The organism is Clostridium gasigenes (assembly GCF_900104115.1).
GTDB lineage: Bacteria > Bacillota > Clostridia > Clostridiales > Clostridiaceae > Clostridium > Clostridium gasigenes.
Window position 1 is genome coordinate 1 of sequence record NZ_FNJM01000008.1, and the last position, 20559, is coordinate 20559.

The 20559-nt window shown below is 29.3% G+C and carries 20 protein-coding genes; all 20 read left to right on the top strand.

The features are described from left to right. A partial coding sequence (locus BLS77_RS12750; protein ID WP_278336672.1) for a flagellin occupies nt 1–162 on the top strand: 162 nt, incomplete at its 5' end. A gap of 154 nt (nt 163–316) precedes the next feature. Continuing rightward, nucleotides 317–2050: a motility associated factor glycosyltransferase family protein gene (locus tag BLS77_RS12755; RefSeq protein ID WP_089970473.1), complete on the top strand. Its 1734-nt coding sequence runs from the start codon at nt 317–319 to the stop codon at nt 2048–2050. 214 nt (nt 2051–2264) lie between these two features. After that, nucleotides 2265–2600 (top strand): DUF8042 domain-containing protein, encoded by a 336-nt coding sequence (locus BLS77_RS12760; RefSeq protein ID WP_089970476.1) that lies wholly within the window; start codon nt 2265–2267, stop codon nt 2598–2600. Between the two features lie 83 nt (nt 2601–2683). Then, a complete protein-coding gene (locus BLS77_RS12765) occupies nt 2684–3673 on the top strand; it encodes an NAD-dependent 4,6-dehydratase LegB (RefSeq protein WP_175490856.1) in 990 nt (329 codons plus the stop codon). Nucleotides 3674–3687: 14 nt separating this feature from the next. After that, a complete protein-coding gene (locus BLS77_RS12770) occupies nt 3688–4851 on the top strand; it encodes a LegC family aminotransferase (protein WP_242873984.1) in 1164 nt (387 codons plus the stop codon). A gap of 27 nt (nt 4852–4878) precedes the next feature. Then, the gene (locus BLS77_RS12775) at nt 4879–5934 is read left to right on the top strand and encodes a nucleotidyltransferase family protein (protein WP_089970482.1); all 1056 of its coding nucleotides are present in this window, start codon (nt 4879–4881) and stop codon (nt 5932–5934) included. Nucleotides 5935–6042: 108 nt separating this feature from the next. After that, entirely contained in the window at nt 6043–6672 is a 630-nt protein-coding gene (locus tag BLS77_RS12780; RefSeq protein WP_089970485.1) for an acetyltransferase, read from the top strand. Further along, nucleotides 6672–7676, top strand: a complete 1005-nt coding sequence (gene neuB, locus BLS77_RS12785; RefSeq protein WP_089970488.1) for an N-acetylneuraminate synthase — start codon at nt 6672–6674, stop codon at nt 7674–7676. Before BLS77_RS12780 ends, neuB begins: the two co-directional genes overlap by 1 nt. After that, on the top strand, nt 7670–8833 hold the full coding sequence (gene neuC, locus BLS77_RS12790) for a UDP-N-acetylglucosamine 2-epimerase (protein ID WP_089970491.1): 1164 nt from the start codon (nt 7670–7672) through the stop codon (nt 8831–8833). Before neuB ends, neuC begins: the two co-directional genes overlap by 7 nt. A gap of 30 nt (nt 8834–8863) precedes the next feature. Next, nucleotides 8864–9580 carry an acylneuraminate cytidylyltransferase family protein gene (locus tag BLS77_RS12795; protein ID WP_089970494.1) on the top strand — a complete coding sequence of 239 codons (717 nt, stop codon included), beginning with the start codon at nt 8864–8866 and terminating at the stop codon, nt 9578–9580. Nucleotides 9581–10132: 552 nt separating this feature from the next. Continuing rightward, a complete protein-coding gene (locus BLS77_RS12800; RefSeq protein ID WP_089970497.1) occupies nt 10133–12004 on the top strand; it encodes a glycosyltransferase in 1872 nt (623 codons plus the stop codon). Nucleotides 12005–12112: 108 nt separating this feature from the next. Then, nucleotides 12113–12883, top strand: coding sequence for a glucose-1-phosphate cytidylyltransferase (gene rfbF, locus BLS77_RS12805; protein WP_089970500.1), 771 nt, complete (start codon nt 12113–12115; stop codon nt 12881–12883). Beyond that, nucleotides 12865–13959 carry a CDP-glucose 4,6-dehydratase gene (rfbG, locus tag BLS77_RS12810; protein WP_089970503.1) on the top strand — a complete coding sequence of 365 codons (1095 nt, stop codon included), beginning with the start codon at nt 12865–12867 and terminating at the stop codon, nt 13957–13959. Before rfbF ends, rfbG begins: the two co-directional genes overlap by 19 nt. A 94-nt stretch (nt 13960–14053) precedes the next feature. Next, complete coding sequence (locus BLS77_RS12815; protein WP_089970506.1) at nt 14054–14938, top strand: acetaldehyde dehydrogenase (acetylating); 885 nt, start codon at nt 14054–14056, stop codon at nt 14936–14938. Continuing rightward, on the top strand, nt 14938–15981 hold the full coding sequence (gene dmpG, locus BLS77_RS12820) for a 4-hydroxy-2-oxovalerate aldolase (RefSeq protein ID WP_089970510.1): 1044 nt from the start codon (nt 14938–14940) through the stop codon (nt 15979–15981). Before BLS77_RS12815 ends, dmpG begins: the two co-directional genes overlap by 1 nt. Before the next feature lie 24 nt (nt 15982–16005). Further along, complete coding sequence (locus BLS77_RS12825; RefSeq protein ID WP_089970513.1) at nt 16006–17790, top strand: thiamine pyrophosphate-binding protein; 1785 nt, start codon at nt 16006–16008, stop codon at nt 17788–17790. 21 nt (nt 17791–17811) lie between these two features. Next, the gene (locus tag BLS77_RS12830; RefSeq protein WP_089970515.1) at nt 17812–18720 is read left to right on the top strand and encodes an NAD-dependent epimerase/dehydratase family protein; all 909 of its coding nucleotides are present in this window, start codon (nt 17812–17814) and stop codon (nt 18718–18720) included. 23 nt (nt 18721–18743) lie between these two features. After that, nucleotides 18744–18956 carry a hypothetical protein gene (locus BLS77_RS12835; protein ID WP_089970518.1) on the top strand — a complete coding sequence of 71 codons (213 nt, stop codon included), beginning with the start codon at nt 18744–18746 and terminating at the stop codon, nt 18954–18956. Nucleotides 18957–18983: 27 nt separating this feature from the next. After that, the gene (gene rfbH / locus BLS77_RS12840) at nt 18984–20306 is read left to right on the top strand and encodes a lipopolysaccharide biosynthesis protein RfbH (RefSeq protein WP_242873985.1); all 1323 of its coding nucleotides are present in this window, start codon (nt 18984–18986) and stop codon (nt 20304–20306) included. A gap of 40 nt (nt 20307–20346) precedes the next feature. After that, nucleotides 20347–20526 (top strand): YjfB family protein, encoded by a 180-nt coding sequence (locus BLS77_RS12845; protein ID WP_089970520.1) that lies wholly within the window; start codon nt 20347–20349, stop codon nt 20524–20526. Nucleotides 20527–20559 lie beyond the last annotated feature (33 nt).

Below are 20559 nucleotides of genomic sequence, written 5' to 3' on the forward strand. Positions count from 1 at the left end.
GCATCAGAAAATTTACAATCTGCTGAATCAAGAATTAGAGATGTAGATATGGCTAAAGAAATGATGAATTTCTCAAAGACTAATATCTTATCTCAAGCAGCTCAAGCAATGCTTTCACAAGCTAATCAACAACCACAAGGTGTGTTACAATTATTAAGATAGTAACACTTAGGTAGTGAATTTGATATTAGGACTTATATCTACTAATTAAATTAGAATGGTCTTAATAAAATTAAAAGAGTGAGATTTCTCACTCTTTTTTTTTTAGTCATTAAGTATATGAAAAATATTTCGATAATATTTATGAGGTGATATTATGATCAATTGTTATACCTTAGATAAAACAAAGGATAATTATAATATTTTAAAAATAAATAAAGATGATAAAAAACTATATTTAGGAAGTAAATATAAAGAAAATGAAGAAGTTAATAAAATTATAGAGAATCAAGGAATAATAACTGAAAATACAAATTATATAGTTTTTGGTATAGGTACAGGAAATTTAGTAAGAGAATTAATTAAAAGGAAAGATAAAAATAGTAAAATTATAATAGTTGAAGTTGATGAAAAATTATTAGAATTTATTATTGAAAATAAAGCTGTTGAGGATTTAATTAATAGAAGTGATATTATAATTACATCTAAAGTAAATGATATGTTAGATAATGCTGGAAAAGTAATAAATGAGATGAATGTTGAATTTTTTAGAATGATAGAAACTACTAATTATGCTAAATTATATTCAAAGCAATTGACAGAATATTTTAGTGCAATAAAAGAATTTATAGTTAAGGTTTGTATAGAGAGAAATACAATAAAGATGTTTTCATTAGAGTGGTATAATACATTACTTGAAAACATGAAGTTTTATGCTTATGGTAAATCAATACTTGAATATAAAGATAAATATAAAGATAGACCTGCAATTATTGTTTCAGCAGGACCGTCTCTAAATAAAAATATAGATTTATTAAAAAGTAATACTAATAATTTGATAATAACTGGAGGAAGACCATTAAAAGCTTTATGTGAAAAAAATATAAAACCGGATTTTCTTACCATAGTTGATTCAAGTGAGGCTTCATTTGATATAGTAAAAGATTGGATAGAAAATATAAAATGTCCTTTAGTGATGAATGAAACGACGAGTTCACAAGCAACTAAAATTCATAAGGGCGAAAAAATAGTTGCAACAAGAAATAAATTTATTAAAAGAGTGTTTGATAATAAAATAGATACTATAGATTATGGTGGTTCGGTTGCCCATTCTATGACATATTTTGCAATGGAAATGGGATGTAATCCAATTATATTTATTGGTCAAGATTTAGCCTTCACCAATAATAAAGGACATGCAGATGGAATTGAACAGTTTGAAAACAATTTAGATGGATATGGTAGAGCTGAGGATATATACATAGATGATATATATGGGGAAAAAGTTCGAACTAGTTTAGTACTAAATAATTTTAGGTTACAATTAGAAACACTTATAAAGTTAAGAGAAAATATAACCTTTATAAATGCTACAGAAGGTGGAGCTAATATTAATGGAACAATTGTGATGAAGTTGGAAGAGGTTTTAGAAAAATATTGTTTAAATGATTTTAATAAAGTAACATTAAAAGAAAGTATAAGTGAAAATAGAACAGGGAAAATTGTAAAGGAACTTGAAAATATATTAAGCTCTATGAAAGAGTGTAAAAAAATAGCTAAAGAAGCGATTAAAATATTCAAGGAATATAAAAATACATATTATTTGAATAAAAATGAAAAGTTAAATAGTTTAAATAATAAATTGAATAAATTAGATTTAAAATTAAAAAAAAGTTATGCAGATACTGAAATATTAAATGATTTAGTGTTTGATGCAATGTACACTATAAATAATAATAAAAAATACTTAATAAACTTAACGGATAGTAAAAGCGAAATTGTTAAGAAAAAATTTGATAAAAATGAAGATATTTATGTAGTAACAGTAGAACTTATGGAAATGATTATACCTAAAATGGAAGAGGAAATCAAAAAAATATTAATGATATAAGTATCTTAAATAAAAAATTCTTAATTTTAACACCAAGTCCATAGCTTAGATTAGAGAATGTTGATAACAGAAACATATAATTATTTTAAAAGCCAAATAGAGTTAATAATGTTGAGGTTTATAACTGTAGTAAAGGTGCGTTTATATAACGTGCTAATAATATAGAGTTTATGAAGAAGTTTTTAAAAATATATAGATATAGGAGTAGATTTAAATGAATAAGGAAGAAATAGAAGTATTTAACACAGCTAAAGAATATATAGAAAGATTAATAGTTGGAATAAATGAAACTGTAGAATTCATACAATCCGGAAATGAGAAAAAGGGTGTAGAAATGATTCCATTAATAGGTGAAGGCATTGAATATATAATAAATGTAATAGCACTATTAAAAATAGAATTAAAGGAAGAAGAAACTATAGAAAATTTGAATACACAATTGGAAGAGATTATCGGAGGCATAGAAAATGGTGATTATGTTTTAATAGCCGACATTTTCAAATATGAAATAATTCCTATTATTGAGGATATTAAAATAATGTTTGCATAAATAGTTTGAAATGTATAAAACAAATATTTAAATACAAAATAAAAAATGTATAAGTAAATATAATTATAGTTAGGAGGAAGTATATGATAAAAAAGGTTTTAGTAACAGGGGCAGATGGATTTATAGGAAGTCATTTAGTAGAAGCATTATTAGATGATGGATATAAGGTTAAAGCATTTGTTTATTATAATTCATTTAATTCTTGGGGATGGTTAGACACATTACCTAAGGAAAAATTAAAACAAATAGAAGTATTTAGTGGAGATATAAGAGATCCTAATGGTGTAAGGGAAGCTATGAAGGGAATAGATATAGTTTTTCACCTTGCAGCATTAATTGCAATACCTTTTAGTTATCATTCACCTGATTCTTATGTAGATACAAATATAAAAGGAACTTTAAATGTTTTGCAAGCAGCAAGAGATTTAGGTACTGAAAGAATATTGGTTACATCTACATCAGAGGTATATGGAACAGCTCAATATGTACCAATAGATGAGTTACATCCATACCAAGGGCAATCACCATATTCCGCGACTAAAATAGGTGCGGATAGGTTAGCAGAATCGTTCTACAGAAGTTTTAATATGCCAATAACAATTGTTAGACCATTTAACACTTTTGGGCCAAGACAATCGGCAAGAGCTGTTATTCCTACTATAATTACTCAATTATTATCAGGAGAGACAGAAATAAAGTTAGGTTCACTAACTCCAACTAGAGATTTTAACTTTGTTAAAGATACAGTACAAGGGTTTATCGAAATAGCCAAATGTGATAATACTATTGGTGAAGAAATTAATATAGCTACTCAAGATGAAATATCAATAGGTAGATTAGCAGAAGAGTTAATCAAACAAATAAATCCTGAGGCTAAGATAATTTGTGATGACCAAAGATTAAGACCTGACAAGAGTGAAGTTAATAGATTGTTAGGGTCTAATGAAAAAATAAAGAGATTAACAGGATGGAGTCCAAGTCATACTTTTGAAGAAGGTATAAAAGAAACTGTTGAATGGTTTAAAGAAGAAGGTAATTTACAAAGATATAAATCAGATATTTATAATATTTAATGGAGGTGTTTCTTGTGAATAAATTTATTCCACTTTCAGTACCAAACTTAAAGGGTAATGAGCTTAAGTATGTTGTAGATGCAGTAGAAAAGGAATGGGTTTCTACTGGAGGATCATACATAAATGATTTTGAAAAAAATATATCAAAATACTTAAATGTTGATGAAGCTGTAGCATGTCAAAGTGGTACCGCAGGTTTACACTTAGCATTAATATTAAGTGGGGTTACATCAGAAAATGAAGTTATTGTACCTACACTAACATTTATTGCAGCAGTCAATCCAGTTAAATATGTTGGAGCAGATCCAATATTTATGGATTGTGATGATACATTAACTATGGACGTTGAAAAACTTAAGGAATTCTGCGATGTAGAGTGTGAATTAGTAGATGATAAACTAATAAATAAAACTACTGGAAAGCATATAAAAGCAATAATAGTAGTTCATGTATTTGGTAATATAGCAAATATGGAAGAAATAATGACTATTTCAAAAGAATACAATTTAATGGTTATTGAGGATGCTACAGAAGCATTAGGTACAAAATATATTTCAGGGAAATATGATGGAAAGTATGCAGGTACTATAGGTGATTTTGGAGTTTATTCATTTAACGGGAATAAGATAATAACAACTGGTGGTGGAGGAATGATGGTGTCTACTAATCCAGAGTTATTGAAAAAGGCTAAGTATTTATCTACTCAAGCTAAAGATGATGAACTTTATTATATACATGGAGAAATTGGATATAATTATAGAATGACAAATTTACAAGCGGCTTTAGGTGTAGCACAATTAGAACAATTAGATAAATTTATAAAAATAAAGAAAGATAACTATAATTTATATAAAAAAGGGATACAGAATATAGATGGAATAAATATATTAGACTTTAATGGTGATATTAACCCGAATTATTGGTTCTATTCACTAATAATAGATAGTGAAATATATCCTTTAAATATTGATGAAGCAATAAAGTACCTTCAAAGTAAGGGGATTCAAACTAGGCCAATATGGAATTTAATTCATAATCAAATTCCATATAAAAATTCAAGAGCTTACAAAATAGAAAAGGCACAATACTATTTGAATCACATACTAAACATACCATGTAGTAGTAATTTAACTACAGAAGATGTTAATTATGTTTTAAGCATATTGAAGAATATATAAGCCTAATATTAGGGTAGGGAGTAGATTATGGATATTAAAGATATTATTATAGATGATAATATAACAATTAGAGAGGCTATTAAAATATTAGACAAAACTGCAAAAAGAGTTTTGATTATAACTGAGAATGGCAAATTAAAAGGCGTAATAACTGATGGTGATATTAGAAGATGGATATTAAGAAATGGAGATTTATCAGCTAAATCTAAAGAGATAACTAACTATACGCCTAAATATATAACTGAAACAGAAAAGTCTCAGGCTAAAGACTTAATGAAGAAGTATTCTATTAATTCTATTCCAGTGATTGGAATAAAAGGTGAAATTAAATCAATAATTTTTTGGGATGATGTAGAGTTAGAAGAAGAAAATCAGGAAAAGACAATTTTGAATACTCCTGTAGTAATAATGGCAGGGGGGCTAGGAACTAGATTATATCCATATACAAAGATTTTACCAAAGCCACTTATACCAATTGGAGATATACCAATTGTAGAAAGGATAATAAATAAATTTAGAGCATACGGATGTTCAGATTATTACTTGGCTGTTAACTATAGGAAAAATATGATTAAATCTTATTTTGGAGATATAGAAAAGAATTATAATATATCTTATTTAGAAGAAGATAAACCATTAGGTACTGGTGGAAGTTTATATTTACTTAAAGGAAAAATTAATAGAACGTTTTTTGTATCTAATTGCGATATCTTAATAGATGGAGATTATGCAGCTATGTATGAATATCATAAGGAAAAAAAGAATTTAATTACTATGATATGTGCAGTTAAAAATATTACTATACCATATGGAGTTATAAACTTAACAGATGGTGGAGAAATAAATAACATGACTGAAAAGCCAGAATACTCTTTCTTGACTAATACAGGTGTATATATTATAGAACCAGAAGTGTTAGATTTAATAGAGGATGATACTTTTATACATCTACCGGATATTGCTAGTAAGTGTATGGAGTTGGGAATGAGAGTTGGGGTTTATCCTATAACTGAGAGGGCTTGGATGGACATGGGACAACTTGATGAAATGCAAGAAATGATAAATAGATTAGAAGGAAAATAGAATATAGTCCTTAATAAGACTATTAAGAAAAGGGTATCTGATAATATTATGAGATACCTTATTTTTAAAATTAAAATTAGAATTAAATATTATAGATGGGATGATTATATGAAGAAAATAGTATTAGTTGGCGGAGGCGGACATTGTAGTAGTGTTTTAGACTCTATACTCAAAATGGGCGAATTTAATCCGGTGTGCATAACTGATTATGTAGATATTGGAAAAGAGATATTGGGAGTAAAAGTAATTGGTGATGATAGTATGTTAGATGAGTTATATAATAGTGGCATTTTATATGCTTTTATTACAGTTGGAAGCGTTGGAAATCCTATGATTAGAATTAAAATACAGGAAAATTTAAAAAGAATAGGATTTAAAATTCCGTCAATAATAGACTCAGATGCACTTATATCATCAAATGCAATTATTGAAGATGGTGTGTTTGTAGGAAAAGGAGCCATAGTTAATGTTTCAGCAGTAATTAAAAAAAATGCTATTATAAATACAGGAGCTATAGTTGAACATGATTGCATAATTGGGGAGTTTGTCCATGTTGCGCCAGGAAGTACAGTAAGTGGTGGTGTTACTATAGGGGATAATAGTCATATAGGCGCAGGAGCTGTAGTTATTGAAGGGATAAAGGTTGGGGATAATTGTCTTATAGGTGCTGGAAGTGTAATAATTAGAGATGTAGAATCAAACAGCAAAATATGCGGAAATCCAGGGAGGAAAATATAATGAGAGATAGTGTATTTATTATTGCAGAAGCGGGTGTAAATCATAATGGAAATATAGAAATTGCAAAGAAATTGGTTGATGCTGCTTCAATTTCAGGTGTTGATGCTATAAAATTTCAAAGTTTTAATGCAGAAAATTTAGTAACTAAAGAAGCTGAGCAAGCTGAGTATCAAAGTGAAAATATGAATAAGAATATGTCTCAATTTGAAATGTTAAAGGCTCTTGAGTTAAGCTATAATGAGCATTTAGAATTGCTTAAATATTGCAAAGAAAAAGGTATAATGTTCTTATCATCAGCATTTGATTTAGAAAATATAGATTTGTTAAATAAACTTGGAATAAACATATTTAAAGTACCATCAGGAGAAGTAGAGAATGTTCCATATTTAAGAAAGATAGCATCTACAGGAAAACAAATTATACTATCTACAGGAATGTGTAACTTACACGATATTGAATTTGCTTTAGGAATTTTAAGAGAAGAAGGCGCTTTGGATGTTATAGTTTTACATTGTAATACAGATTATCCTACTAAAATGCAAGAAGTGAATTTGAAAGCAATGAATACTATAGGAAAAACCTTTGGTGTCAAAGTTGGATATTCAGATCATACTCAAGGAATAGAAGTAGCAATTGCAGCAGTTGCTTTAGGTGCTAAAGTTATAGAAAAACATTTTACCCTTGATAAAACAATGGAGGGACCGGATCATAAGGCTAGTTTAGAACCAGGAGATTTAAAGGCAATGGTTATTGCTATAAGAAATATAGAAAAAGCTTTAGGTGATGGAATAAAAAAATTAACGCCTTCTGAAAAAAAGAATATGAAAGTTGCAAGAAAGAGCTTAATGTGTAATAAAGATATTAAAATAGGAGAAATGTTCACAGCGGAGAATCTAATTGCTAAAAGACCTGGAACGGGATTATCACCTAAGCATTGGGATGATATTGTTGGTAAAAAGGCAAATAAAAATTATAGCAAAGATGAGATGATAAATTTATGGTAAAGAAAATTTGCATTGTAACTGGAACTAGAGCGGAATATGGATTATTAAGACCTTTAATAGATAAAGTGAATGAAGATAATGATTTAGAATTACAATTAATAGCTACTGGTATGCATTTATCTCCAGAGTTTGGAATGACTTATACAAATATAATTGATGATGGATATAAAATTAATGAGAAAATAGAGATACTATTAAGTTCTGATACATCAGTAGGTATTTCTAAGTCTATGGGCCTTGCGACAATTAGCTTTGCAGAAGCTTTTGAAAGATTAAAACCTGATATAATAGTAGTCTTAGGTGATAGATATGAAATATTTTCAGTATGTAGTGCAGCAGTTACAGCGAAAATACCAATAGCTCATCTTCATGGTGGAGAAACTACAGAAGGAGCTTTTGATGAAGTATTTAGACACTGTATAACTAAAATGAGCTATCTTCATTTTACAAGTACTGAAGAATACAGAAAAAGAGTTATTCAATTAGGTGAAAATCCTAGTAGAGTATTTAATGTAGGTGCTATTGGTGTTGAAAATATAGTTTCATTAGATTTGCTAGAAAAAAGAGAAATAGAAAAAAGTATACAATTTACATTAGATAAACCTTTCGGGTTAGTTACATTTCATCCTGTAACTCTTGAAAACAATACTTCGGAATATCAGTTTAGGGAACTTTTAAAGGCTTTGGATGAAATGGATGGTATGAAATTCATTATTACAAAAGCTAATTCAGATAGTGATGGAAGAATTATAAATAAGATAATTGATGAGTATGAAAAAGATAATAAAGACAAAATAATTGCATTTACATCAATGGGGTATTTAAGATATTTAAGTGCTATGAAGTATTGTAATTCGGTTATAGGTAATTCATCTAGTGGAATAATAGAGGCACCATCATTTAATAAGCCTACTATTAATATAGGTGATAGACAAAAAGGAAGAATGCAAGCTGAATCAGTAATTAATTGTAACCCGAGCAAGGATGATATAGTTAACGCTATAAATATTTCTTTGAGTAAATGGTTTAGAGAGAAGATTAAGAATTCAATCAATCCATATGGGGATGGAAATACATCGAGTAAAATAATAAATATAATAAAACAAACTCTATCACAGAATATAAACTTAAAAAAGAAGTTTTACGATATAGTATAATGTAATATTATAATAAGAATAGGTGATAAAATGTATAAAGGAAAAAAAATTTTAGCTATAATTCCAGCAAGAAGTGGGTCTAAGGGATTAAGGGATAAGAATATAAAATTATTAAATGGTAAGCCGTTAATAGCATACACAATAGAAGCTGCTGTTAAAAGCAATATATTTGAAGATATAATAGTATCCACAGATTCAGTAAAGTATGCAGATATATCTAAAGAATATGGTGCAGATGTACCATTTTTAAGGGAAGAAAGTTTAGCAAGTGATATAGCTACAACTGAAGCTGTAGTAATAGATATGATAGAGAAGTTAAAGTTAATGAATAAAGAATATGATTACTTTGTAATACTACAACCTACTTCGCCACTTAGGGATAGTAATAATATAAAAGAAGCTATAGATTTATTATTAGATAATAATCTGAAATCGGTGGTAAGTGTAAGTAAGGCAGAACACTCACTTACGATTTATAATACATTAAAAGAGGATTTGTCATTAGAGGGATTTTTGAAGAAAAGTGATAATAAAAGAAGACAAGAATTAGATACATACTACAGAATAAATGGAGCTATATATATAATAGAGATAAATGAATATCTAATAAATAAAAATTTCTATGGTGAGAGAAGTAGGGCATATATAATGGATAATAAAGATTCAATAGATATAGATAATGACTTAGATTTTAAGATAGCAGAATTATTATTAAAAGATAATAATAAGGTTAGATTAAAAAAATAGAAAAAATTAGGAAAGGTAAATGGATAGATTGTTAAAAGTGTTGATAATATTATTGAGTTAAAAGCTCAAGAAGTAGAAATTGACACTTTTTTTTTTGTATTAGTTTAAGGGGTTAAGATTTATGATGACTGTACGATATTATTAATATAAAAAAATAAGTAGTTATAGGAGCAGAACATTACACGATTGCATAAAAATATGTATTCATTAATTATATATCAAAATTATAGGCGAAATTTAAATGGTCAAGTAGGGTTTAAAATAGAATAACCACTGGCCCAAAAATTAATATTGATAAGGATAATCATAATAAGATTGGAAAACGTGAAAATTTAGAATGTAAATGAGATGGGTACAATCAGTACAGAGAAATATTCAAGAGTAAGGCTATAAAAGATAGTACCTTATAAACTATAAGTAATTCTTTAGTTAGAATAAGGGATCTTAATGTTCAATTTAGTAATGGGAGTAAAGGTAATAATTAAATAATAAATATAAAATTATGGAAAATACTTTTGGGGTAGGGAACTATCCGGGTATGAATGGAGGAATATGATAAATTTTAAAAGCTTATTAAGTAGGGTTGAAAACCTAATTAATAAAGATATGATTGACGATGAACTTCAAGTATATATTGATTATTTAAAATATATTGAGGTTAACACAATTGAAGGTGCGGTAAAGGCGGAGTTTTATGCTTCATTTGGATATTTCTTATTTAATTTGCAAGCGTACGATGAATGTTTAAATATGTTTATGGAGGCTCAAAACTATGGATATGCTTTAAATGAAGTAAAGGGGTTTATTTTTGAAGGATTTATACAACCTAATTTAAATGAATTTGAGGGAAATTATAAGGGAAATATAAAAAAAGTTAAAAATAAGTTACATACAAAGAAAATAATCGGATTTGAAAATCTTAAATTTTCTTTAATTCCTACTATGAATAAGAATATATATTATATATTTGATAAAAGTAGTAATAAAATTATCGAGAGAATGGAATATGATAACAATTATTGTATGAAATATGAAATAAAAGATAAATTTTCAGATTTCATAATAGTAGAAAATTATGATTGGAGAAAAATAAGTAATGTAATAGATATTATTAAGAAAACAAATAGAAAGGCATACATAGTAATAAGTGATATGGAAAAATTCCAAAGTGTTTTTCAAGGTATGTTGATAGATGGTGAGATATATAAAAATATTTTGATTTTTAATGGGTTAGAAGAAATGAATGAGTATTTTGAAAAAACTGATCAGTATATACCAAGAAATATAATAGATTATACTGGCAATCTTAGTAATATAGAAAAAGTGATAGATAATATACACAAAAATAGAATATCAAAGAATGGCAGAAAAGGAAGTAATGTTTTATTTAGTATCTGTATCCCAAGTTATAATAGGGGAGATAAGGCTTATAATAATGTCATTAACACTCTAAAAAGTTGCTATGATGAAGAAATTGAAGTGATTATTTCTAATAATGGCTCAAATAATGATACTAATGAGTATTATGATAAAATAAAACAAATAAATGATTCTAGAGTAAAGTATTTTAGATTTGATGAAAATCAGGGATTTGCTAAAAATTTATGTAAAGTATGTGAAATAGCTGTAGGAAATTTTATACTGCTTCTAAGTGATGAGGATTTTATTGATGTTAACAATGTTTTTAAAATTATGGATATAATGAGAAGCAAAAAAGATGAAATATCTATAATAAGGACGAGCGGAACTATTCAAGCAGGGCCACCGTTAACAACTTTAAAAAAGGCTGGTAAAGATGCAATGCTAGGCTATATGCTATCATCTAATTACATGTCCGGCGTTATATTTAATAGAAATATTTTAAAAAAATATAAATGCAGAGAGTATATAATTAATAATTTAGATAATGTTACATGTTCGTATTATCCCCATATGGTATGGGAATTAATATTATGCCAATATGGTGATGTTATAGGTCTGAGTGATATAGTAATATTGGAAGGGAAGGCAGAGAAAAGAGAAGACAAGAGTATATATAGTTATGCAACTATAGAGTCAAGGATAGAACAACATATAGGGTTCTTCAAGGTCATGGAACAGCTAGAAATTTGCAGAAGTGATTTTAATATTTTTAGACAAATGTATATTAACTTATGTAGTAAAACCATGATTTTGGTTACATTATCTATAGATGTATTTTATAGCAATAGTGAAACAAACCTAATTAATTTAATTGATTCAGCATATGATATATGTTTGAAGTGTTTAGACACTCTTTATTTAAAAAATAAAGGAAAATTATACTATTATGAGTCTGATAAGCAGATAATTAATACGGTCTATGAGGACTATAAAAGGAATATATCTACTAAATATAGTAAATATACTTCCAAAAGGTGTGTTGAGAAACAATTAATTGTTTAGAAAATATAATAGGTTAAAGTGTTATGTCCTATTTAAATAATAGTATGTAAATTTAAACTACATATTTAGTAAATTATAAAAATTAATATAAATAGGGAGTGTTATATAATGAAGGCCGTTATACTATGTGGGGGTAAAGGTACAAGAATGAGAGAGGAAACTGAATATAGACCAAAGCCATTAGTGCCAGTAGGTGGAAAGCCAATTATATGGCATATAATGAAGATATATTCTGAATATGGAATAAATGATTTTATTTTATGTACTGGTTATAAGGGGGATATGATAAAACAATATTTCATGGATATGTACTGGAGAAATAATGATTTTACTATACATATGGGTGGAGATAAGGAATTAGAGTATCATACAGAAGAAAATGAAAATTGGAATATTACAATTGTTGATACAGGTGATGAAACATTAACAGCTGGTAGATTAAAAGCAGTTGAAAAATATATAGATGGTGATGACTTCTTAATGACTTATGGTGATGGAGTAAGTGACATAAATATAGAAGAGTTAATTAATCACCATAGAAAAACTGGTAAAATAGCAACTTTAACAGGTGTTCATCCAATGTCACCATTTGGGCTAATAGAAATAGAAGATGGTATTGCCAAGTCATTTAAAGAAAAACCAATATTAAATGATGTTATAAATGGTGGATACATGGTTCTAAATAAAGAAGTATTTAAACATATACCAGAAGAAGATTGTATGTTTGAAGAATATCCATTAAAGAGTATTGCTAAGGATAACGAGCTTGCAGTTTATGAACATAATGGCTTTTGGAAAGCAATAGATACATTTAAAGATGTAGAAGAAGTAAATAAAATGTGGGATAAGGGTGATAGACCATGGAAAATATGGAAATAACTAATACAGAAATGTTTGATGGAATATACAAGGATAAAACTGTATTAGTTACAGGCCATACAGGTTTTAAAGGTTCTTGGTTATCTATTTGGTTAAAAAAACTTGGAGCTACAGTAATTGGGTATGGGCTTGACCCATATACTCAAAATGACAACTTTGTAGTTACAGGATTAAAGGATAAAGTTGTAGATATACGTGGAGATTTAAGAGATTCAGAAAAACTAGAAAAGGTTTTTGATGAATATAAACCAGAGTTTGTTTTTCATTTAGCAGCTCAACCACTTGTAAGATTATCTTATGACATTCCAAAAGAAACTTATGAAGTTAATGTAATGGGAACTTTAAATGTTTTAGAATGTATTAGAAAATCTAGCAGTGTAAAAGTGGGGGTAATGATAACAACTGATAAATGCTATGAAAATAAAGAACAAATATGGGGATATAGAGAAGATGATGCTATGGGTGGATATGATCCTTATAGTTCAAGTAAGGGGTGTGCTGAATTATTAATTTCATCATATAGAAACTCTTTCTTTAACCCTAAAGATTACGAAAATCATGGTAAATCAATAGCGTCTGTACGTGCTGGTAATGTAATTGGTGGTGGAGATTGGGCCAAAGATAGAATAGTTCCAGATTGTATAAAAGCTATACAAGAAAATAGGACTATTGAAATAAGAAGCCCATATGCTACAAGACCATGGCAACATGTGCTTGAACCATTAAGTGGGTATTTATCATTAGCATCTAAGATGTATGATAACCCAATTAAATATTCAGAAGGATGGAACTTTGGACCAAATGCTGATGGAATACAACCGGTTAAAAATGTAGTTGAATATATACTTGAGTTTTGGGGTTCTGGTAATTGGAAAGATGTTTCTAATGGAGAACATGTCCATGAAGCTAACTTATTAAGCTTAGATTGTACTAAGGCTAAGCAATTCCTAAGTTGGAATCCGAAGCTTAAATTAGATGAGGCACTTAAGTGTACTGTTGATTGGTATAAAAACTTTGAAAATAAAAATGTATATGATTTATGTGTAAGACAAATTGAGAATTATTGTGAAAAATAAGTATTATATAAGTTGTTATAAGAGTTATATTAGTAAATAGAGGGATTGGTAAAATTAAGAATATTATTGCTTAATATTGTCATAGGAGGGGTATATGAAAAAAGTTAAAGTAGGCATTATAGGAACTGGAAATATCGGTACAGATTTACTTATGAAAATTCAACGTTCTGAAATTTTAGAGTGTGGAATGTTTGCAGGAAGAAATTCACATTCAAGGGGCATTAAAATGGCAGAAGATATAGGAATTAAAACATCAATAGAATCAATTCATGCGTTTGAAGAAGATCCATCATGTTGTGATATTGTTTTTGATGCTACATCGGCGAGTACTCATGTACATAATGCTAAAATATTAAAAAAGTTAGGTAAATTTGTTATAGATTTAACTCCAGCAAAAATTGCCCCAATGTGTGTACCGGTAATAAATTTAGATAGATGTATTGAAGGCGACAGTGTAAATTTAATAACTTGTGGAGGTCAGGCTACAGTGCCAATAGCATATGCTATTTCACGTATTCACCCAGAAACTAAGTATATTGAAATTGTGGCTAGTATAGCATCGAAATCAGCAGGAGCGGGAACAAGAGCTAATATTGATGAGTTTACACAAACAACAAGGGATGCATTAAGACAATTTAGTGAAATAGAAAATACAAAAGCAATTATTACACTAAACCCGGCAGAACCACCTACAATAATGAGAAATACTGTATATGCAATTATTGATAATCCTAATATGGATAAAATAAGTAAGAGTATACATGAGATGGCTACAAGAATAAAAGAATATGTGCCAGGATATAGAGTGGTACTAGGACCGATATATGAAAATGGTAGGGTAACAACAACCGTAGAAGTTGTTGGTTTAGGTGATTATTTACCTGCATATTCAGGGAACTTAGATATAATTACTTGTGCTGCTATAAAAATAGCAGAGGAATACGCAATAAAAAAAATAGTATGTGGAGGTAATGTCTAATGAAAAAGTTACTTTTTTTTGATTCAACATTAAGAGATGGATCACATGCTATAAAACACCAATTAACAAAAGAAAATATTGCGGATTACTGTAAGGCTATGGATAATAGCGGTATGAATACAATAATTGTAGGTCATGGAAATGGATTAGGAGCAAGTTCACTGCAAGTTGGTTTATCATTATTTAGTGATAATGAAATGCTAACAACAGCGAAGAAACATTTGAAAAGAACAAAGTTAGGTGTTTTTTTAATACCTGGGTTTGGAACAATAAAGGACGATGTAGTACCGGCGATTGAAGCAGGTGTTGATTTGTTTTGTGTTGCATCACATTGTACAGAGGCAGATGTAACGAGACAACATATAGAATATTTAAGAAAAGAAGGTAAAGAGGTATATGGTATACTTATGATGTATCATATGACAACTACAGAAAAGTTAGTTGAAGAAGCTATGAAGATGCAGGAATATGGTGCTATGGGAATTGTTATAATGGATTCAGCAGGAGCATCAACACCTGATTTAGTGAAAAGAACAATAAATGCACTAGTTAATAAACTAGATATAAGGGTAGGATTCCATCCTCATAATAATATGGGTATTGCAGTATCTAATGCACTTATTGCAATAGAACAAGGTGCAAGTATTATAGATGGAACATTAAGAGGATTTGGAGCTGGAGCTGGAAATTGTCAATTAGAGGCTTTAGTGGCATTATTACATAAAACTGGAGTTAATACAGGGTTAAACTTATATAAAATGTTAGATGCGAGTGAAGAGATTGTTTCTAAAATTATGGATAGAGACACTGGACTTAGTGCACTTAGCATTATAAGTGGTATGGCAGAAGTATTTTCATCATTTGCACCGCATGTGAAGAAAGCAGCAGAAAAATTTGGTGTAGATCCAAGAGATATTTTTATGGAACTTGGAAATCAAAAAGTTGTTGGTGGGCAAGAGGATATGGTGATTGAGATTGCTATGAACTTAGCACAAAGAAAAAAACAAGATGATATAAGCTATATATTTGAATCATTACTATAATTGAATGTAGAAGGAGTGAGAAATATGAACGTATCTGAATATATATTTGAATTTCTAAAAGGCAAAGGTATAGATACAGCATTTTTAGTAACTGGTGGTCAAGCGATGCATTTAAATGATGCATTAGCTAGATGTCCAGAAATAAAGACGATGTGTACTCATCATGAGCAGACTTGTGGAATGGCGGCAGATGCATATTCAAGAATAACAGGGAAATTAGGATTAGCTGTGGTTACAGCAGGTCCAGGTAGCATTAATGTCGTTAATGGATTAGTTGGGGGATGGACAGATTCAGCTCCAATGATGGTTATTTCAGGGCAATCAGCTCTATCTTGTGTAAATTATCAAGAAGAAAGTGGAATAAGACAATATGGAGTGCAAGGGATATTTATTCGTCCTTTTGTTGAAAAAGGAACAAAATATTTTGTTACTGTAGATGATCCAGCAAAAATTAAATATTATATGGAAAAAGCTTATTATATGGCTTTATCAGGACGTCCGGGACCTGTTTGGGTAGATGTACCTCTTGATATACAGCGTATGGAAGTTCCAGAACATTTATCATATGGGTTTACACCAGATGAAGAAAAGTATTCTGAAATAGATAGAGAAATATATATTAAAAATACTTGGAAAATTCTTAAAGCGGCTAAAAGACCACTTGTAGTAGCGGGGCAAGGGATAAGACTTGGGGATGCTCAAAAAGAGTTAATTGAATTGTTAGAATCTCTAAGAATTCCTGTAGTAACTACAAGACTCGGTATAGATTTAATAGAATCAGATCATGATTTATATGTTGGTAGACCAGGTAATTATGGAGAGAGATCAGCTAATTTTGCTATTCAAAATGCAGATGTAATACTTGCAATAGGTAGTAGATTATCAACTTCTTCGGTAGGACATGATGCTAAGCAGTTTGGAAGAAATGCTAAGAAAATAGTTGTAGATATTGATCGAAAAGAACTGGATAAACCAGGAATAAATATAGATTATAAAATAAATGATGATGCAAAGTTATATCTTAAAGCATTATTAAAAGTTGTTGATAAGAATGAAATGGAAGATACAAGTAAGTGGGTTGAACAGTGTAAAATATGGAAGAAAACATATCCTGTAGTGCAACCTGAATATAGAACTTCTAACCCTGTAAATTCATATTATCTTACAGAAAAGTTATGTGAAAAAGCTGATAATGAATATATGATACTTGTTGATACTGGTTCATGTTTCCATGTAGCTTGTCAAACTTGGAAGATAAAAAAAGGTCAAAGATTTTTAACTACTGGTGGATTGTCATCAATGGGATATTGGGCAGGTGCACTTGGTGCATGTGTAGCTAATGATTATAAGAAAACTATAGTTATAACTGGAGATGGAAGTCTTCAAATGAACATTCAAGAGTTTGCAACAATTAAGCATAATAACTTACCGATTAAGGTATTTATTTTTAATAACAATGGATATTTATTAATTAGACAAACACAACATAACTTTATGAATGATAGAATGTTTGGTGAAGGTCCAACTTCAGGGGTGTGGTGTCCGGATTCTATTGAAATTGCAAAAGCATATGGAATTAAAGGCGTAAGAATTGATAATATTAAAGATTTAGATTCTAAGCTTGATGAAGTATTAAATTACGATGGACCAGTTATATGTGATGTAATGACTCTAGAATGGCAATTAATAATGCCGAGAATAGCATCAGATAAATTACCAGATGGAACATTAGTTTCAAGAGCTTATGATGATATGTTCCCGTTCTTAGATAGGGAAGAATATGAAAAGAATATAATTGTGAGTAAGTAGTAGTTATTAAGGTGGGTTATAATGAAAAAAATAATTTTAACAGGTGCAACTAGCATGCTTGGTGTGGCACTAATAAATGAATGTATTTTAAATAATACTAAAGTTATAGCGGTTACTAGACCAAATTCAAGAAATATAGATAGATTACCTAAATCAGATTTAATAACTGTAGTTGAGTGTAAGCTTGATGAAATTCATAGATTAAAAGAACTTGAAAAAGATTCTTATGATGCTTTTTATCACTTTGGATGGGAAGCAACAGCAAGAAATGTAAGATATAGTCCAGAAATACAAAATAAAAATATAGGGTATACACTAAATGCTGCAAGAGTTGCAAAAGAGATAGGATGTAAAATGTTTATAGGTGCTGGATCACAGGCTGAATACGGACTAGTATCAGATGTAATATCACCAAATACACCTGTAGATCCTTTAAGTGCATATGGAGTAGCGAAATATGCCTCATGTAAGCTAAGTTCAATACTGTGTAAAGAAATTGGAATAAAACATGTATGGACTAGAATATTTAGTGTGTATGGGCCTCATGATAATGATGGAACAATGATTTTGTCATGCTTAGAAAAATTACTAAATGGAGAGAGGCCATCATTTACCAAATCAGAGCAACTTTGGGATTACTTATATTGCGCAGATGCTGCAAGAGCGTTTTATCTAATAGGTAAAAATGGAGTAGATCAATCTGTTTATTGCATAGGGAGTGGTGTTGCTAAACCATTATCTGAGTATATAATAAAAATGAGAGATTTAATAGATGAAAGTCTACCTCTTGGAATTGGTGATTTTGAGTATAATGAAAATCAAATTATGCACCTATGTGCAGATATAACTTCATTAACGAGGGATACTGGATTTAAACCTATGTATTCATTTGAAGAGGGGATTAAAAAAACAATAGAGAGTATGATATAAATTTTTAGCAAAGGATAAAATTAATGAAGACATCTCCTGTTAGAAAACTAATTCCTTTTGCTAATATGGCTATAGATAGAGGTATGAAGGTATATTACTTAAATATTGGTCAACCTGATATTGAAATTCTAAGAGGGTATTTTGAAGCAATAAAGGGCTATGACAAAAAGGTGCTAGGATATGCAGCTTCTCAAGGAACACCAGAGTTAATAGATAAGAAAAAATGTTGGGGATAATTTCAAATAGTAACAGGAGGAAGGATGATGAGAATGAGAAATGAAAATGAAATAAGAGAAGACATACTTAAAATGGTAGTTGAATTATATAATGTTAGAGAGATAGAAAAGAAATTTATACCAGGAGAAAGTAAAGTTAATTATGCTGGTAGAGTTTTTGACGAAAAAGAAATGGTTGCAGTTGTAGATTCTGCTTTAGATTTTTGGTTAACATTAGGGAAAAAAGGTAAAGAGTTTTGTGAAAAGTTCTCGAGCTATTTAGGCATGAAGAACTGTTTAGTTACAAATTCAGGTTCATCATCAAACTTAGTAGCAGTATCAGCGCTATGTTCACCAACAATAAAGAATCCAATGAAGCCAGGGGATGAAGTAATAACAACAGCAATGACTTTCCCAACAACTTTAAACCCAATTATACAAAATAGATTAATACCAGTATTCATAGATATTGAAGAAGATACTTATAATATAGATGCAGCTAAAATAGAAGCTGCAATTACAGATAAGACAAGAGCAATAATATTTGCACATACGCTTGGAAACCCAGCAGAAATGGATAAGATAATGGCTATTGCAAAGAAGCATAATTTATATGTGATTGAAGATACTTGTGATGCATTAGATTCTAAATATGATGGAGAATATTGTGGGACATATGGAGATTTTTCAACATATAGTTTTTATGCAGCTCATCATATGACTATGGGAGAAGGTGGCGCAGTTTGTACTAATTCAATGGAATTATACAAGGCAGCGCTTTCAATAAGAGATTGGGGAAGAGCATGCTTCTGTCAAACAGGAGAAGCAGATCAGGCTGGTGCATGTAAAAACAGATTTAACTTTAAATTTGAAGGGTTACCAGACGGATATGATCATAAATATGTTTACAATAATATAGGATACAATCTAAAGCCATTAGATTTACAATGTGCAATGGGAGTAGAACAAATAGATAAATTACCTATGTTCTCAGAAAAAAGAAAGCATAACTTTGATGTGTTATATAATTGCTTTAAGAAATATGAAGATAAATTTATATTACCAAGAGCACTTCTAAAAGCAGAACCATCATGGTTTGCAATTCCACTAACAGTAAGAGCAAATGCAGGATTTACTAAGAAGGATTTTGTAACATTCTTAGAAGATAAGAAAATAGAAACAAGAATGTTATTTGCAGGGAATATATTAAGACAACCAGGATATAAAAACATAGAACATAAGGTTGTTGGAGATTTGAAAAATACAGATCAAGTTGTTGAAAGAACATTCTTCTTAGGAGTATATCCAGGAATGACAGAAGAAAAGCTTGAATATATAACAACACAAGTAGATGCTTTTTTTAGTAATTAGTTAATGAATATGTTATATAATTTTAAGGAGGAGAAATAATATGGATATTGGAAGAATATCAATGAATATGAGTCAAAATAATCTTAAGAATGCAGTTAGTCTTTCTGTAATGAAATTACAACTGAATACTAATAGTGAAATGGAAGTGGGAATGAAGCAAATGATGAAAATCATGGCTGTAGATAATAGTAAGGGGAATATTATTGATATAAAATCTTAAAAAAATGGCTTTTGCCATTTTTTTTTGTATATT

Coding starts and splice junctions, on each gene's coding strand:
- BLS77_RS12755 (WP_089970473.1), top strand. CDS start 317: ATGATCAATTGTTATACCTTAGATAAAACAAAGGATAATTATAATATT.
- BLS77_RS12760 (WP_089970476.1), top strand. CDS start 2,265: ATGAATAAGGAAGAAATAGAAGTATTTAACACAGCTAAAGAATATATA.
- BLS77_RS12765 (WP_175490856.1), top strand. CDS start 2,684: ATGATAAAAAAGGTTTTAGTAACAGGGGCAGATGGATTTATAGGAAGT.
- BLS77_RS12775 (WP_089970482.1), top strand. CDS start 4,879: ATGGATATTAAAGATATTATTATAGATGATAATATAACAATTAGAGAG.
- BLS77_RS12780 (WP_089970485.1), top strand. CDS start 6,043: ATGAAGAAAATAGTATTAGTTGGCGGAGGCGGACATTGTAGTAGTGTT.
- neuB (WP_089970488.1), top strand. CDS start 6,672: ATGAGAGATAGTGTATTTATTATTGCAGAAGCGGGTGTAAATCATAAT.
- neuC (WP_089970491.1), top strand. CDS start 7,670: ATGGTAAAGAAAATTTGCATTGTAACTGGAACTAGAGCGGAATATGGA.
- BLS77_RS12795 (WP_089970494.1), top strand. CDS start 8,864: ATGTATAAAGGAAAAAAAATTTTAGCTATAATTCCAGCAAGAAGTGGG.
- BLS77_RS12800 (WP_089970497.1), top strand. CDS start 10,133: ATGATAAATTTTAAAAGCTTATTAAGTAGGGTTGAAAACCTAATTAAT.
- rfbF (WP_089970500.1), top strand. CDS start 12,113: ATGAAGGCCGTTATACTATGTGGGGGTAAAGGTACAAGAATGAGAGAG.
- rfbG (WP_089970503.1), top strand. CDS start 12,865: ATGGAAAATATGGAAATAACTAATACAGAAATGTTTGATGGAATATAC.
- BLS77_RS12815 (WP_089970506.1), top strand. CDS start 14,054: ATGAAAAAAGTTAAAGTAGGCATTATAGGAACTGGAAATATCGGTACA.
- dmpG (WP_089970510.1), top strand. CDS start 14,938: ATGAAAAAGTTACTTTTTTTTGATTCAACATTAAGAGATGGATCACAT.
- BLS77_RS12825 (WP_089970513.1), top strand. CDS start 16,006: ATGAACGTATCTGAATATATATTTGAATTTCTAAAAGGCAAAGGTATA.
- BLS77_RS12830 (WP_089970515.1), top strand. CDS start 17,812: ATGAAAAAAATAATTTTAACAGGTGCAACTAGCATGCTTGGTGTGGCA.
- BLS77_RS12835 (WP_089970518.1), top strand. CDS start 18,744: ATGAAGACATCTCCTGTTAGAAAACTAATTCCTTTTGCTAATATGGCT.
- rfbH (WP_242873985.1), top strand. CDS start 18,984: ATGAGAATGAGAAATGAAAATGAAATAAGAGAAGACATACTTAAAATG.
- BLS77_RS12845 (WP_089970520.1), top strand. CDS start 20,347: ATGGATATTGGAAGAATATCAATGAATATGAGTCAAAATAATCTTAAG.